The organism is Leptolyngbya sp. 'hensonii', from assembly GCF_001939115.1.
Classification (GTDB): domain Bacteria; phylum Cyanobacteriota; class Cyanobacteriia.
Genome location: NZ_MQTZ01000028.1, coordinates 1 through 15,125, shown reverse-complemented (window position 1 = coordinate 15,125; position 15,125 = coordinate 1). Strand labels below are relative to the sequence as shown.

The window sequence follows — 15,125 nt, the reverse complement described above, 5'->3', positions numbered from 1 at the left end:
AAAACCGATTAGAAGCTGAAGGTCGTCCGCAGCACACCGATGTAGATAGGACCTTGAGCCGTACCAGCAGTGTGATTAGGAGCAGACAGGTAGATGAAACCAGGGGTAATCGCGACGTTATCGCTAACCTGGTAACGATACAGAGCTTCGATGTGGATACCATAGTCCCGATCGTTGGTAGCCCCAGCAGGCAAACCATTACCTGCTGCCAGAGCTGCTGTGCTGCTATAGCTCAGCTTCGGCTGCTGACCAACGATGATACCACCCAGGTTGCCCTTGCCACCCAGGTCATAGAAGGCAATGTATCCAGCCCAGTTGTAAACCTCAGCGTCGCCACCGTTCGCAGCGGTTAAACCGCGACCTGCGGTGTAACCACCCCAGCCCCCAATCATGATCTCCTTAGACAGGCGGAAGGACAGGGACGCACCATAGGAGTTGTAGGACACAGCACCCGTCAGGTTAGAAGCCCGGCTACCAGTACCATGCTGGAGACCGCTATCGTTGTAACCGTTCACATAAGTTAGAACCAATTTGAGGGGCTGGGGATTGATCACTAACTGACCCAGAAGGGCGTAGTCCCCTGCAAACAGACCATTGGAACCCACGTTAGGAGCAACAGCACCGTTGTTGGGAGAAGGATCGTTCGCTTCACCAGCCAGGTAGCCACCCTCAATCCCGATGAAGTCACTGAACTTGTAGCGGAAGGCTACACCCTTGTCGTTACCGGTGCGGTAGATGGGGTTGAAGCGGCCAAAGCGGGAAAGGGCACCACTTTCGCTGGGCTCGAAGGGGCTGTTAACATCAACCAGGTCATTATATTCCCGGGCATTAGCTGAGATGTAAACCGTGAGGTTCTTGGCAGGGGTGAAACGATACTCCAGAGCATCCAGCACGACGGTACCGCCAGTATTGGTTGCAAAACCAAAGCGACCTTCCCGACCTGGAGCCGGAGAGTTCCCTACAACACCAGTCTGATTGGCATCAATGATGTTACCGGCCTGCAGACGGGTTCTCAACCGGTCCGTTCCAGTAAAGCTGGTGTCAAAGTTCAGACGTACCCGATAACCAAAGGTGGTGTTGTAGCGATCAGTATCGCTTCCAACCGTGCCCTCACTGGCATCTCCAAAAGCATCGGCAACTGCAAAAATAACTTCGCCGCGCAGCTTGGTGGTAGTAGAGAACTGCTGAGCTTCCAGCTTGGCAGTCCGGGCTTCCAGGGCATCTACCCGACCCCGCAGGGTTTCCAGTTCAGCCGCAAACTCTTCCTGCAGACGCTTCAGCAGTTCCAGATCTTCCTGGGTCACCAGGTTAGCGGTAGCGCTCTTGATCAGCTCGTTCACCCGGTCCATACAGGAGTTCAGACCAGCAGCGAACTCGTAGCGGGTCATCGCCCGATTGCCCCGATAGGTGCCATCGGGATAACCAACCACGCAACCATAGCGCTCCACCAGGGATTGCAGAGCCTGGAAAGCCCAATCGGTGGGCTGCACATCAGAGAGCTGGTTAACAGAGGTCAGTTGATTCGCAGAGTTGATGACAATCACTGGCGCACCGGTGGTGTAGCCGTTCTTGTACATCTCAATCTGGTTCAGGGTTGATGAATTCCCAGCAGGAGCAACTTGAGTCTCAGGAGCAACCTGAGCCTGAGCAAATGGAGCAAACAGCGCAGCACCCAGGATGGCTGGCGAGACTAACAGTGACTTCCAAAAAATTTGATTCATGATTTTGGGTAACCTCACACCGTACACACAGATTATGGACTATTCCGAGGACACTATTCAACCTACCACTCTGAAACCAAAAATCCATGTGTACAGGAATACATGAATTTCTGGCGGCCCAATAGAAAAGCCCCACCATGGTGGGGCTTTTCTATTGGCTAACCTAAAAGATAACCAGAGTAAAAGGCCTTAGACCCATTAGAAGGTAAAGGTGGTCCGCAGGGTACCAATCACTGCATTATCATTGCGGCTGTCCTGGCCAGGAGCAATCAGCCAGATCACACCCGGTGTAATGGAGATATTGTCATTAACCTGGTACTTGTAGAACCCTTCAATGTGAATTGGGCTGTCGGTGCGGATAGCAACCTGACCAGCACCGTTTCTAAAGCCAGCCAGATAAGGCTGAACCCCTACGATAAGGCCACCCAAGTTGCCCTTCTTACCCAGGTCGGGGAATGCAAGGCCCAGAGCATAGGACCAGATTTCCCCATCCCCACCAGCACCAGGAGCAAAGGGACTACCGATAACGCGAGCGGTGGTGTAGTTCCCCCACGCATTAATAGCAAAGGCTGGACTGAACTTGTAGGAAGCAGAAACACCATAGGAGTTAACCGCAGTCCCAGCACCAGCACCACCCGGTATAGTACCAGTGGCACCCAGGTTGGACAGGGCTGTCCCCACAGAAGGCGCATTAGCACCGTTATCGAAAATAGCGCTACCAGGAGTTCTGTAGGCATTGACATAGGTCAAACCGATAGAGAAGGCATCGCTGGGGTTCACAGTCAACTGGGCCAGAGCGCTATAGCTCCCATTAAACAGACCGTTGCCTGGGGTGGGAATGTTACCAGCAAAGGTTGTACCATTGGCAGCCAGATAACCCAAGCTGATGGTGATGTTCTTAGTCAGGCTGTAGTTCAAACCAAGACCAGAGCCACCGCCGATGTCATAGATGGTGTTGCGCTGGGCAAAGATGGACAGAGGACCAGTACCGCCATCAAAAGCATCCAGGTAGGGGCTGATGGTGGGAGCGTAGTCATACTGCAGACCTGCGGTAGCAGGGATATACAGTTGGCCTTTATCACCCAGGGGCAGATAGTAAGCCAACCAACCCAGGTTTACAACGTTATTAGAGGCACCAAACTGGAACGTTTGGGTGGGCTCTGATGCGGTGACACCAGGCAGATTAAAGGCACGAGCGTTACCCGCATCCAAACGGGTAACCAGCAAGTCCTTACCGGTAAAGCTGGTGTTGAAAGCCAGACGAACCCTGTCCTGGAAGACGATTTGATTGTTGGAAGCAACAGGAGCCAAAACAGCATTAGGCTGTAGTGCGGTAGGAACCCCACCCACATCCCGGATGCCAGGATTATTTAGAGGGCTAGTGATGGCAAAGATAACCTCACCCACCAGCTTGGTGGTGGTTGAGAATTGCTGGGCTTCCAGGGTGGCAGTCCGAGCTTCCAGAGCATCTACCCGACCCCGGAGTGTAGCCAGTTCAGCAGCAAACTCTTCTTGCAGACGCTGCAGAGTAGCCAAATCTTCTTTGGTGACCAGGTCGGCTGTCCCAGCCGCAATCAGCTCGTTAACCCGATCCATACAGGCGTTCAGACCAGCAGCAAACTCATAGCGAGTCAGAGCCCGACTTCCTCGGTAGGTCCCATCTGGATAACCGACGACACAACCGTAGCGCTCAACCAAAGATTGCAGAGCTTGAAAAGCCCAATCTGTGGGTTGAACATCAGAGAGCTGAGAAACGGATGTAACCTGATCCATGGAATCAGTGGCACGACCCTTACCTTCGCTGCCGTACTTCTTGATGTCACTGATTGAGGGCTTACCTTGAGCAGAAGTTGGGGCACTTTGGGCCAGAGCGGAACCAGAGTACAGAAGGGCAACGCCCACAGCAATGGGGCTAATGACCAAAGACTTGAACAAGAGTTTCGACATAATTTTCGTTCTCCTCACACCTATCTTTAAGACAATCAAGCAAAGCTCACAACCATAAAGTAAACGTGAACAATGTGATGTCGTCTGAACTTGAGTGCAATGGGCCTGAAAAGACCACATTACAATCTTTATTTAACTTAGGGACTTCCTCAGCTTAACTCTGAGGCTCTGGGTGAAAGTGTATGCCACACTACACTTTTGTCCATGGTAGCAGATTCCTGACGATTCAGCACCCGTTACAGTTCAGAAATTACTTTAGCTAGGTCAAAATCTTTGCTGGTCAGACCGCCCGCATCATGGGTCCAGAGGGTAATTGCAACCCGGTTATAGGAGATCGCAATATCAGGATGGTGACCTGCTGCTTCAGCGGGATCAATCAAACGATTGACAAAGGCCATAGCTTCAATGAAATCTTTAAATGTGCGCTTACATTGCAACTTGCCATCTTCCAAGCTCCAACTCTCACTGAGCTGACTAATCTGAGCCTGCACTTCAGCATCATTCAGTAGGGAAGACATAAGCTGCTCCAAACTTTGAAGAGGTTAGGGAATCCAGACAATAATCCTGAGCCTGAAAAAACTATCCGCTCTCACCACAGGCATAAACTCACAAGAAACAGTGCTAATTAAAGCAGTATTTATTGGACCATGCTATTGGGGTGAGAGCGGTCTAGTCGGGTCTCCAGGTTGAAACCTGACTGCTGGAAGGAAGCTGTATCAGCCAATCAATTCAAAACAATGGTGCCAAATACATACTACGCACAGACAATTCCCTACCGCAGACAAATTACAGTAGGCAACTGACTAACAGTAGGCAACTGACTATGACGAAGTGTTTGGAGAAGTCCATGCCTGGAATAGAATTAACTGCTACAGAACAGCTCCAGCACACAGCCGGCTCATTTCAACCTGATGACCCACACATTTACTACTATCTGACATGGGCATCACCTCCTTATTCCCTAAACGGTTGCTTTAATAAGAGGGTCTCCTCTGAGAACGGTACCTTTCAAGGAAACGCCCCATCAAAAACCCGCATTCCCCAGTGATTTTCACCAGGGGAGGAAGTTTGAGTTGGAAATGAAGGTTCATTTCTGACTGAATCATAGCATATAGATTCAGGCTAACAGGGGTCTTAAAAAAGCCCCTGCTGTCGCAGCAGGGGCTCTGAAACATTGACTAACCTGGACAGTAATTACAGAGCATTACCGCGAGGCAGAACCTCCTCAGGGAAGACAAATTTTTCATGGGGCTGGTCTTGAGGGGCCATCCAGGCGCGAATGCCCTCATTGAGCAGAATGTTCTTGGTGTAGAACGTCTCAAACTCAGGGTCTTCCGCCGCCCGAATCTCCTGAGACACAAAGTCATAGGCCCGCAGGTTGAGCGCAATCCCTACGATACCAATACTGGCCATCCACAGTCCCGTTACCGGTACAAACAGCATGAAGAAGTGCAACCACCGCTTGTTGGAGAAGGCAATCCCGAAAATCTGTGACCAGAATCGGTTCGCCGTCACCATTGAGTAGGTTTCCTCAGACTGGGTCGGATTGAACGCCCGGAACGTGTTCGGCTTGTCTCCATCCTCGAACAGGGTGTTCTCCACCGTCGCACCATGAATGGCGCACAGCAGCGCTCCACCCAACACCCCAGCCACACCCATCATGTGGAACGGATTCAAGGTGAAGTTATGAAACCCTTGCACAAACAGGATGAACCGGAAAATCCCAGCCACCCCAAAGCTCGGGGCAAAGAACCAACTGGATTGTCCCAGYGGGTACATCAGAAATACGCTCGTGAACACCGCGATCGGTGCCGAAAACGCGATCGCGTTGTAGGGACGAACCCCCACCAGACGGGCAATTTCAAACTGCCGCAGCATGAAGCCAATCAGACCAAACGCTCCGTGCAGAGCCACGAAGGTCCACAGACCCCCCAACTGGCACCAGCGAGTGAAGTCTCCCTGGGCTTCAGGCCCCCACAGCAGCAGCAGGGAGTGGCCCAGGCTATCCGCAGGAGTCGAAACCGCAGCGGTCAGAAAGTTACAGCCTTCCAGGTAAGACGAGGCCAACCCGTGGGTGTACCACGATGTCACGAAGGTAGTCCCGGTCAGCCATCCCCCCAATGCCATGTAGGCACAGGGAAACAGCAGCAACCCAGACCAGCCGATGAACACAAATCGATCACGCTTCAGCCAGTCGTCGAGGACGTCGAACCATCCCCGCTCTGCCTGTGCGCGTCCCATTGCTATGGTCATGACGCAATCTCCAGATTCTTAAATTTATGTACGAAAACATGCCCACAACAGTATTAATGATATTTTGCAGGCACAAACAGCATGAAAAGTTAACGGAGTTTACTTTTCTTTACCATGCTCCAATTATAGGGACAACTCCTCAAAATTTCATCTCCTCCCTGGCAACTCTTCTGGCCGATAGCTAGAAGATTTTGAGATACGCTATAGATCTATTGCACCACTTAAACGGCTCCTATGTTCATCATCGATATTGTGATCAAAAATTCCCCTGCTACACTCTCTGTACAGCGGAAATCAGCGCAGGATGCAGAGGCCATTTATCAGCAAGTTTTAAAGGCTCTGAGTGCGGCCAGCCCTCAAATTCTGGAGTTGACCTGTGAGCATCAGGCAGGTAAGAAGTTTGGTGTTTTAAGTAGTGAGATTACGGCAGTGCAATTATCTGAAAAAGCAACAACTGCCACTGCTTCCGGCAAACCGCCTGGTTTCTTTGCCCTGGCAGAATGAGTGGTTTTCATCCCATGACTTCAGGGGAAGGCGTTCAGCCTGGAATTGTCACTCAGGATTTATCCTTTGCCTGGGGAGATAATGACTTTGTGCTGAACGCTTGTTCTCTTAAGGTTCCCAAAGGTCAGTTCTGGATGCTTTTGGGCACTAATGGTAGTGGTAAGTCTACCCTTCTTCGGCTGCTGGCAAAATTACTGCCTCCTAGATCAGGGGAAATTCAGATTGCGGAGCCGATCGGGTTCGTTTTTCAGAATCCCGATCATCAACTGGTCATGCCAACAGTAGGGGCAGATGTTGCTTTTGGCCTGGTAGCGGAGCGTCTATCTTCGGGGCAGGTGCGGCAGCGCGTTGAGGAAGCCCTTATATCTGTCAATTTATTACCGATGCTACGTCGTCCAATTTATGCCTTGAGTGGCGGACAAAAGCAGCGAATTGCGATCGCGGGAGCCATTGCCCGCCACTGCGAAGTTTTGCTGCTGGATGAGCCAACAGCCTTACTAGATCCCGATAGCCAACTTGACCTGGTAATTCGGGTTCGGGATCTGGTCAAGAGTCGGGGCATTACGGCACTGTGGGTAACCCATCGACTGGATGAACTGGATTACTGCGATGGTGCTTTTCTTCTGGAGGAGGGCAAGGTTGTTGACCAGGGGGACGCTGATCGTCTGAAGCAGCGCATGATGAGACAGATGTAGCCTCTTGAGTTGCCAACGCATCATTTTTAACGAAATGCAACGAAAAATGTCATCATATTAAATGATGCCCCTTTTAAATCTCTACTCTACTCAACAAGCTTCCTCGTCATGCAACGCCCTCGCTCACAAGCCATTCTCCTTGTGGACGGCTATAACATAGTCGGTGCTTGGCCTGACTTGAAGCGAATGCGTGACTGTGCCAGCTTAGAGGCAGCCCGACGAGATTTGATTGAAACCTTGACCAACTACAGTGCTTTTCAGGGTTTTGACACTCAAATTGTTTTTGATTCTCAATATCAAGATACCCCTGGAACGACCGAAGTGGTCACTCATCAAGTTTCAGTTCAATACACAGATTTTGGACAAACTGCAGATACTTACATCGAGAAAATGTGCGCAGCCTTCCGGTATGACTCTCGAAAGTTTGAGCAACGCTTGATTGTCGCAACCTCCGATCGGGCTCAGCAACTTACTGTAGTGGGGTATGGTGCTGAGTGGATGTCTGCTCAAAAGCTGGCCCATGAAGTCGAGGCTGCTACCAGAAGAGTGCGGAAACAGCAACGAACCACCAGTCGCCCTGCTTCCCGCTTCCTGTCCCACTCACTTGACCCAGTTGCCCGTCAGAAGTTAGGCAAACTCCGCTTCGGCCATCTCTATTCTGATGAAATTTAAAAAAGTACTTGCCAAAAAGTTCCTCTTGTCGCTAGTATGAAAAACGCAGAGCAATCCTCAGTAGCTCAGTGGTAGAGCGGTCGGCTGTTAACCGATTGGTCGTAGGTTCGAATCCTACCTGGGGAGTTTTCCTAACGGCATGATTGGTAGTAGATACGATTGGTAGTAGATACGTGATTAATCACGTATCTACTACCAATCATGCCGTTAATGAATCACAATGAATATTGGAGATAAATTTTAAGTTTTATTTGAGCTTTTATCCTCACGCTGATGACTCCTACTCCTAATGTGTCGTTGCCTGAGACGTCAGTATCCCCTCCTCCATTACAGCGGATTAGCCATATTCTCAACCGTTTGCAACCGAACCCAGAAACGGTCGTATTGCTGTTAGCTGTTTTGATTGGTGTCGGCGCTGGTATGGGAGTGGTGACCTTCCACTACCTGATCCAGGTGATTCACAACCTGATGCTGGAGAATTTGATGGGGGTAATCGCCCCGATGGGAGCCTGGACGCTTGCCTGTGTTCCCACGATCGGGGGGCTGATTGTAGGTCTCATGCGCTGGCGCTGGCGTGACTTTGGGCCAGGGATTTCATCCATGATTGCAGCTTCCCAGGGGGGATTACGTTCTATTCCACTGCCCTTAAAGCCCATTCCCAAAATGGTAGCGGCTTCTGTTTCCCTGGGAACGGGCGCTTCCTTAGGGCCAGAGGGACCCAGTGTTGAGATTGGAGCCAATTTTGGCATGCTCCTAGGGCAAGTTTTACAGGTTTCCCGAGAACGTCAACGCCTCCTCCTAGGAGCAGGGGCTGCCGCCGGATTAGCCGCTGGTTTTAATGCGCCGATCGCAGGGGTGTTCTTTGCACTGGAAGTCGTCCTCGGCACTACCTTTGCGACCTCAGCCGTCAGCGTTGTGCTGCTGGCTGCTGTCGTTGCAGCGTTGATTGCCCAGATCGGGTTGGGGGCACAACCCGCTTTTGCTCTGCCGTCCTATGAAGTTCGGAGCCTGCTGGAATTGCCTCTCTACATTGGCCTTGGTTTTTTTGCCAGTGTGGTCTCTATTTCCTATACCCAGGCCATCAAATTTTGTCGGAGTTGTTTTCAGGGAAAGATTCCCAGGTTTTCCTGGCTGGGCAATCTTCCTCAGACCATCCAACCGGTGCTGGGTGGAGCGATCGTGGGCATTACCGCCCTCCATTGGCCTCAAATCATGGGGGTTGGGTATGAAACGATTGAAGCCATTTTGCGAGACGTAGAAGTACCGTTACAACTTTTACTCACCCTCATGGTGGTCAAATTGGCAATGACAGCCATCAGCCTGGGAAGTGGCCTAATCGGGGGGATATTTGCCCCAGCCATGTTTTTGGGTGCATCCCTGGGGGCAGCTTATGGCAAAATTGCAGCGACGATCTTATCAACAACCTGGTTGAGTATTGCTGCGCCCCCTGCCTATGCCATGGTTGGCATGGCAGCGGTGCTGGCCGCCAGTGCCCGGGCTCCTCTGACTGCAATTATTCTGATGTTTGAATTAACGCGAGACTACCGCATTGTTTTACCGCTCATGGCCGCAGTAGGGCTGGCTGTCTGGTTGGTCGAGCGGTTAAAACCTGCTTCATCTGGCTCCCTTAATCTGGAGCAAATGGGGCTAGATGTAAAGACAGGTGAAGACCTGGAAACACTTCAACAGCTTTCGGTGGAAGAGGCGATGCGCCCTTTTTTGTTGACCCTACCTGCCTCCCTATCCATTCTGGATACAGGCCGGATTTTGATCAACAGCCATTCTCGCAGTGCCCTGGTTAAAGATGAAGCCGACCAACTGATTGGAATTATCACCCTCCAGGATATTAATCGGGCAATAGACAAAATAGAGGCTGGACAAGCTTCTAATCTTGTTTCTGGACGAACGATTAAAGAGATCTGTACTACTGAATTACTCTACGCTTATAAAGACGAGCCTCTGGCGGATGCCTTAAAGCGGATGGCAGCCCGTGGATTGAGGCAACTTCCGGTCATTGATCGAGATCATCCCCAGCAAGTTCTTGGATTGCTCGAGCAGGAAGAAATTGCTTTCGCCTGCACGATAGCAACGACGAGAAAGGCGCTGAGAAATCAGTTACCTTTGCCACCTATCCCCAATAAAGCCCAGGCAATTGAGTTAAAGCAAACAGCCTGAGACTGCAGGTTCTAGTTTGTTTCCAGATCCTCTAAATCCAAGTCTTCTCCCTTATCAATCTGGCGCAGGTGAATATGCTTACGCCCAAGGGAAATTTCAAATTCATCCCCTGGAATCAGATTCATCTGCTTGGTGTAGGCCGAACCGATCAGCAAATTGCCATTGGACTGCACACTGATGCGATAGCTTGCACTACGTCCACCCCGTCCGTTACCATTTTGCTTCCCATCGAGCTCCAGACCATCCGCATCAAGAAGAGCCTTTAAGAACTTCATCATGTTGACCCGTTCTACACCACTCTTTGTAACAGTGTAGTAACCGCATGCCTTAGCCTTCTCTTCTTCGCTCAGATTTTCCAACTCCTTCACCTTATTGAGCAACTCTTCACCAGTTAGAGGCTCAATCTTTTTCTTCTTAGTCATTTGCTTTGGGTTCACGCGCTTGGTTTATGCCTTTGGCTTGCTTTAGGGTTATTAACTCAGACAGAAGAGCAAATAGGGAAACACTTAGGTATCAGAACACTCGAATATTCGAGAGACTTAGATATTTAGACTCAGAGATTAGGACTTATCTATGAACTGGATCCTATGTATAGGCTGGCATACAGATATTTTAAACTCTTGGATTCTGTTATCAAGCATAAAAACTATAGTACACTGACCCCGTTAATTTGATGCCTTATAATTTAATTCTTTTAAATGCAAATTCTAATTTGAAGGATAAACCAGCTTCGAAAAGATAAATTTGTAAACCTTTGATATCACTGATGATTGATTTCCACAGAACCGAACATCAGAAAGTTCATCACTCTTCGAATCTGTAACTTCACGGAGAGGCGATTTATCAATCAAGTTAACTCTGATAGCGTCAGGCTTTTAGCACACCATCAAATCCTGATATCTAGACAAAGCGTTTATCAACAGACCCCGAAAAAATTCTCGCCATCATTCTGTACAGTAATCTCCAGGCTATCGTGATGGCATTCCTACGAAATATTCCTGCTCCAATAATAGTTTTATAGGATGCCCCACCGCTCAACCCAAATCGTCTTCATCCAAAGCATTGATATGAAAAAGTCGTCATCAAGCCTGATCTGAAGCTTGATATCGCATCCCTGGTAACTGGTTGACCAGCCCCAATAATTCCAGTTGGAGCAGTGTGCTGGACACCGTTGCAGCGGGTAAACCCGATCGTTGCACCAGCATATCAAAGGGAGTTGGTTCTGGGCGCACTGCCTGCAGCACCTGCTGCAGTTCTGGGGCCAGACCAGAGATGGGCAGGCTCAGTTGGGCCGGAGGCTGGCTTGAGGTCATGCCATCCAGGGCAGGAATAGTGCCCAGCATCTCTAGCAGGTGATCTTCCCCCAGAATTACCTGAGCGCCCTTACTGATCAATCCCAGGCAACCGATCGACTGGGGATTATCCAGGGATCCCGGCAGAACATACACCTCTCGCCCATAGTCATTAGCCAGATGAGCCGTAATCAGCGCGCCCGATTTTACAGGCGCTTCCACAACAATTACTGCCCGGCAGAGCCCGGCCACAATGCGATTACGCTGGGGAAAGTGGCCGCGATCGGGTTTTGTTCCAGCAGGATACTCACTCAGCACCAGTCCCTGATTGAGGATTTGTTGATAGAGAGGTTGATTCTGGGTCGGATAAATAACATCCACCCCACTGCCCAGCACAGCCAGAGTCCGCCCACCGGCTTCCAGGCAACTGCGGTGAGCTTCTGTATCAATGCCAGTAGCCAACCCGGAAACGATCGTCAGCCCCTGCCTCACCAATGCTCTGGTCAGACTACGAGTCCAGCGCCGCCCATACTCAGAGGGATGACGAGTCCCCACGATCGCCACACAAGGCGGGCCATCCCGATGTTCCCCAGGTGCAACCTGGCCCCGATAGTAAAGGACTGCCGGGGAACTGGGAATTTCCAGCAACAGGGGGGGGTAGTCTGGATCATCAGGAACCCAGCAGGGAAAGGGTTGTTGCAGCGACTGTTCCAGTTGAATGGTAGGCCGGGTCTGGACGATCGCTTCCAACATCTGCGGTCCCACCCCTTCTACAGTCATCAGAACTGCAGGCTCAGCTTCCCAGGCTGTTTTCAAAGTGCCAAAGCGATGTCGCAGACGATTCAGCATGACGGACCCAATTCCTGGTATTTGGGACCAGGCCAACCAGAATAGACGTTCTTCCTGCAAGAGACTTTCTCCACGATCGGTGGACGGAGTTGCTCTCCGTATCCTGCAGGATCAAGCCCCTGCAACTCAATCAGCAGAATGACTGAATCTACAACTGTCTACGTTTTTGTCATTCCCGCTGGTTTTCTCAGGGCTAATGCGCCCTCCAGTTTTCTCCATCGGTTGAGCAGGCGATGCTGTTTCAAAGACAGGTAGCGCTGGAGAAAAAACAGCCCCCGTTCCAGGGCTGTCAGGCTACACCAGCGATCGTAGGCGGGCACTAGCTTCTCCGTAATCATCTCCTCCCAGCGTTGAACGACCTGCTCTGGCTGCACCATTTTGGCCCGCTCCCAACCATGGGCCACGATGGCGCGTCGGAGCTGACTATCGTCTCGAAGCCGCTGCAAAACCTCCAGAGTCTCCTCTGGAGTTCTGACCTCCAAATAGTCCAGGGGAGATTGCCGTTCCGCCTGATAGGCAGATTCCGGCCCCAGAACAGCTATAACGCCAGCACACCAGGCGTTATAGAGCTTGGTAGCGGGTTTATCTGTATAGGGATTGTGATTAAATCCCCGAATGGCCAGTACGGCGTCTATCTGACTAAAATCGTGCCAATCCTGACTTCCCACAATTTTAAAGACCAGACCCATTGCTTTGAGGCGCTCTTGCCATGCAATGGACTTGAGTTCTGGAGCGAGATTTCGCTCATGCCCAAAATAGGCAATGGACTCAAATCGATCGCCCCGCGCCGGATCACGGGGGATTAACCCCGGTTGACGCCAGTGAGGAATGAAATAACTCTCCCAAAACATTCCCTGCTGTAATAGGGGATCCCGGCAATTCAGGACAACATGAACTTGAGCATAGGGATACCGTTCCTTATCCGCCAGTAAACAGACCAGCAAGATTTGCGAAGAAGGCTTAAAGCCTGCCGGGATGGAGTTTCGGTGAGCCAGCACAATACCTGCAGTTGGCATTTGACCTACCAATTGGCAGGGAAAACCATGGGCCTTTAAGTGCAAAAAGGTTTGCAAAGTCCAGGCATAGATACCACCACTAAACTGGGTCTGAACATAGGTATTGACATCGGGAAGGTTCTCTTCTGACTGGTCCCATTCCGGCAGGTAAAAGTAAATAGGGGGTAGAGAAGACATAACTTTAGATCAAATATACTTTGGGAGATCAGGCTTCCATCACGGTTTGTTCAGGTGGCTGTGGTCAGCTAAACCCAAAACCCAAGTCAGGTCATTATTTTGAACTTGGGGAGGGGTCTATATTCTATGGAAATCATTAGGCCGGATTACTTACCAACCGTAATAAGCCGATGTGCTTGCCTGATATTGGGACAGCCATAATTCAATTTATATACCTTTAGAGTAAAATCCGTACAATGTGATCGCCCTTTTGATTGGGGTAGCCTAATTTGGGGACTCCTTTTCCCTTAAGGGTCAGTTGATCGCCCGAGGTGGTTCCCGGTGGAATTGTCAGGATGGCCTCTCCATGAATGGTGTTCACAGTCACCTGATCTCCATTCTGACCCTGAGCTTTCGTGATTTTGAGATCAGACAAAATGTTGATATCCTCTCGCTTCCATCCGTCTGCTTCTGTTGGGGCCAAGAGATAGAGGTACAAATCTCCCGACTCTCCATTATTGGCCCCTGCGTCTCCTTCCCCGGCTACCCGCAGGCGGGTTCCGGAATCCACTCCGGCGGGGACCTCAATTTTTAGTGCTCTAGCAACCTGGACTGTACCTCCCGCCCCATCCCGCTCCAAATGCATGATCTGGACTTCCTTCTCACAGCCAAAGATAGCCTCCTGGAAGGTCAGTTCCAGATCAAGTCGGAGGTCATCTCCTCTGGCAAGGCCAGAATGATTCTGCTGGGCAACACTATTGGCCCCAATATGAATTTGAATCAGGCGGCGCAGGGTATCGGAGGGGCGAGAGCCATCTGGCCCACTGGCCATCGCACTCAGGTTTTGGATCAATTGCACCGGAGTCATAATCAGGCCCCAAGGGAAGCCCCACCATCCTAGAAAGAGGGAAAATACAAAGTCCTGAATTTGCTCCTTACGCCCACAAGGGCGGCAACAGACATGGGGGCGACTGTTCCAGGAAGTCATCAGCAATATGGACCAGACGCGGTAGGAAAGGTGGACATCCACCGGGCCTGGTCCATTGCAACGTGGACAGGTGCCCTGATGGATCAGCCTGACCTGCTGCATCAAGCTTTCTTCTGAAACCAGGTTGGAGGCTATCAACTGGTACCCGTTGCGCTGACAATTAGCATTGCAGAATCGATAATTGCCAGCAGTGACTCCCCCGAACCAAATGGATGATCCGCAGTAATCGCACTTTGCCATGATGACTCCAAGGAGTTGATGAGTCTTATAACCACAGGGGTGTCTTAATTACGGCATTAATATACTTCATGCACCAACACTGCCCTCACCCCCGGCCCCTCTCCCAGAGCGGGAGAGGGGAGAAATTAAGCGTTAATGCCCCTTCTCCCCATTGTGGGAGAAGGGGGTGGGGGATGAGGGGAAAGGGATTGGTGTGCCAAGTATATTGTTGCCTTAATTACCGCAGAGGCGCGGAGGTCGCAGAGGTTTTGTAGGCTCCATGTCTCTAGGTTGGTGGTGGATTTTTTGCTGTACTTCTGTTTGAGTATTTCAAGCTCAGACGATCAAATTCCAGCAGAACGGCGCTCTTTCAAGTAGGTAAATACGGATTTATCGGTTGTGCATCAAATAATTGTTGGATAAGTTGCGAAGTCTTGCCAAGTCCAAGGCTCTGCTGCCAAGTTTGCTCGTTGAGATGCTGTGGTTTTGAATCGGCTATGCCGCCAAATCCAATTGAAATAACTGACAACCAATCGTGTAGTCACCTTCGTTTGCTCCCACACCTTGCCAAACTTGTTTTGCCGTCGATGCCACCGTCCTGTTTGTTGCCGGATAATACCATTGGTTCTCTCTAATCG

The 15,125-nt window shown here is 50.6% G+C and carries 13 protein-coding genes, 1 tRNA gene and 1 pseudogene; 6 read left to right on the top strand and 9 right to left on the bottom strand.

The window, feature by feature from the left end; translation table 11 throughout:
* Positions 1–8: 8 nt before the first annotated feature.
* The 4 genes from BST81_RS09610 to psbD all read right to left on the bottom strand — a co-directional run bounded on the left by BST81_RS09610 (position 9) and on the right by psbD (position 5,921).
* Positions 9–1,721: an iron uptake porin gene (locus BST81_RS09610; RefSeq protein WP_075598328.1), complete on the bottom strand. Its 1,713-nt coding sequence runs from the start codon at positions 1,719–1,721 to the stop codon at positions 9–11.
* A 198-nt stretch (positions 1,722–1,919) separates the two neighbouring features.
* A complete protein-coding gene (locus BST81_RS09605) occupies positions 1,920–3,668 on the bottom strand; it encodes an iron uptake porin (protein ID WP_075598327.1) in 1,749 nt (582 codons plus the stop codon).
* 236 nt (positions 3,669–3,904) lie between these two features.
* Positions 3,905–4,186 (bottom strand): 4a-hydroxytetrahydrobiopterin dehydratase, encoded by a 282-nt coding sequence (locus tag BST81_RS09600; protein WP_075598326.1) that lies wholly within the window; start codon positions 4,184–4,186, stop codon positions 3,905–3,907.
* Between the two features lie 676 nt (positions 4,187–4,862).
* Positions 4,863–5,921: a photosystem II D2 protein (photosystem q(a) protein) gene (psbD, locus tag BST81_RS09595; protein WP_075598325.1), complete on the bottom strand. Its 1,059-nt coding sequence runs from the start codon at positions 5,919–5,921 to the stop codon at positions 4,863–4,865.
* A gap of 234 nt (positions 5,922–6,155) precedes the next feature.
* On the opposite strand from psbD, the gene BST81_RS09590 reads away from it, so the two are divergent.
* The 5 genes from BST81_RS09590 to BST81_RS09570 all read left to right on the top strand — a co-directional run bounded on the left by BST81_RS09590 (position 6,156) and on the right by BST81_RS09570 (position 9,967).
* Positions 6,156–6,425, top strand: a complete 270-nt coding sequence (locus tag BST81_RS09590; protein WP_075598324.1) for a DUF3107 family protein — start codon at positions 6,156–6,158, stop codon at positions 6,423–6,425.
* 14 nt (positions 6,426–6,439) lie between these two features.
* The gene (locus BST81_RS09585; protein ID WP_143780292.1) at positions 6,440–7,120 is read left to right on the top strand and encodes an energy-coupling factor ABC transporter ATP-binding protein; all 681 of its coding nucleotides are present in this window, start codon (positions 6,440–6,442) and stop codon (positions 7,118–7,120) included.
* Between the two features lie 108 nt (positions 7,121–7,228).
* Positions 7,229–7,792, top strand: coding sequence for an NYN domain-containing protein (locus BST81_RS09580; protein ID WP_075598322.1), 564 nt, complete (start codon positions 7,229–7,231; stop codon positions 7,790–7,792).
* A 54-nt stretch (positions 7,793–7,846) separates the two neighbouring features.
* Positions 7,847–7,918: transfer RNA gene (locus BST81_RS09575), tRNA-Asn, on the top strand.
* A 147-nt stretch (positions 7,919–8,065) separates the two neighbouring features.
* Positions 8,066–9,967 (top strand): chloride channel protein, encoded by a 1,902-nt coding sequence (locus tag BST81_RS09570; RefSeq protein WP_075598321.1) that lies wholly within the window; start codon positions 8,066–8,068, stop codon positions 9,965–9,967.
* 11 nt (positions 9,968–9,978) lie between these two features.
* Here the strand turns inward: BST81_RS09570 and BST81_RS09565 are convergent, their stop codons facing one another.
* The 4 genes from BST81_RS09565 to BST81_RS28005 form a co-directional block, all read right to left on the bottom strand.
* On the bottom strand, positions 9,979–10,389 hold the full coding sequence (locus BST81_RS09565) for an AbrB family transcriptional regulator (RefSeq protein WP_075598320.1): 411 nt from the start codon (positions 10,387–10,389) through the stop codon (positions 9,979–9,981).
* Between the two features lie 660 nt (positions 10,390–11,049).
* Positions 11,050–12,168, bottom strand: a complete 1,119-nt coding sequence (dprA, locus tag BST81_RS09560) for a DNA-processing protein DprA (RefSeq protein ID WP_075598319.1) — start codon at positions 12,166–12,168, stop codon at positions 11,050–11,052.
* Between the two features lie 98 nt (positions 12,169–12,266).
* Complete coding sequence (locus BST81_RS09555) at positions 12,267–13,301, bottom strand: glycosyltransferase (protein WP_075598318.1); 1,035 nt, start codon at positions 13,299–13,301, stop codon at positions 12,267–12,269.
* A 217-nt stretch (positions 13,302–13,518) separates the two neighbouring features.
* Positions 13,519–14,148: a DnaJ C-terminal domain-containing protein gene (locus BST81_RS28005; protein WP_171974712.1), complete on the bottom strand. Its 630-nt coding sequence runs from the start codon at positions 14,146–14,148 to the stop codon at positions 13,519–13,521.
* A gap of 93 nt (positions 14,149–14,241) precedes the next feature.
* On the opposite strand from BST81_RS28005, the gene BST81_RS28000 reads away from it, so the two are divergent.
* Positions 14,242–14,385, top strand: coding sequence for a hypothetical protein (locus BST81_RS28000; protein WP_171974711.1), 144 nt, complete (start codon positions 14,242–14,244; stop codon positions 14,383–14,385).
* 506 nt (positions 14,386–14,891) lie between these two features.
* On the opposite strand, the pseudogene BST81_RS09545 reads toward BST81_RS28000, so the two are convergent.
* Positions 14,892–15,125 (bottom strand): annotated as a pseudogene (locus BST81_RS09545) (IS1 family transposase); the annotation flags it as partial.

Excerpts from the sequence above, each read along its gene's own strand:
- BST81_RS09570 (WP_075598321.1), top strand. The coding sequence starts at position 8,066 with ATGACTCCTACTCCTAATGTGTCGTTGCCTGAGACGTCAGTATCCCCT.
- BST81_RS09555 (WP_075598318.1), bottom strand. The coding sequence starts at position 13,301 with ATGTCTTCTCTACCCCCTATTTACTTTTACCTGCCGGAATGGGACCAG.
- BST81_RS28000 (WP_171974711.1), top strand. The coding sequence starts at position 14,242 with ATGGGGGCGACTGTTCCAGGAAGTCATCAGCAATATGGACCAGACGCG.
- BST81_RS09610 (WP_075598328.1), bottom strand. The coding sequence starts at position 1,721 with ATGAATCAAATTTTTTGGAAGTCACTGTTAGTCTCGCCAGCCATCCTG.
- BST81_RS09585 (WP_143780292.1), top strand. The coding sequence starts at position 6,440 with ATGACTTCAGGGGAAGGCGTTCAGCCTGGAATTGTCACTCAGGATTTA.
- BST81_RS28005 (WP_171974712.1), bottom strand. The coding sequence starts at position 14,148 with ATGACTCCGGTGCAATTGATCCAAAACCTGAGTGCGATGGCCAGTGGG.
- BST81_RS09580 (WP_075598322.1), top strand. The coding sequence starts at position 7,229 with ATGCAACGCCCTCGCTCACAAGCCATTCTCCTTGTGGACGGCTATAAC.
- BST81_RS09605 (WP_075598327.1), bottom strand. The coding sequence starts at position 3,668 with ATGTCGAAACTCTTGTTCAAGTCTTTGGTCATTAGCCCCATTGCTGTG.
- BST81_RS09590 (WP_075598324.1), top strand. The coding sequence starts at position 6,156 with ATGTTCATCATCGATATTGTGATCAAAAATTCCCCTGCTACACTCTCT.
- BST81_RS09600 (WP_075598326.1), bottom strand. The coding sequence starts at position 4,186 with ATGTCTTCCCTACTGAATGATGCTGAAGTGCAGGCTCAGATTAGTCAG.
- BST81_RS09565 (WP_075598320.1), bottom strand. The coding sequence starts at position 10,389 with ATGACTAAGAAGAAAAAGATTGAGCCTCTAACTGGTGAAGAGTTGCTC.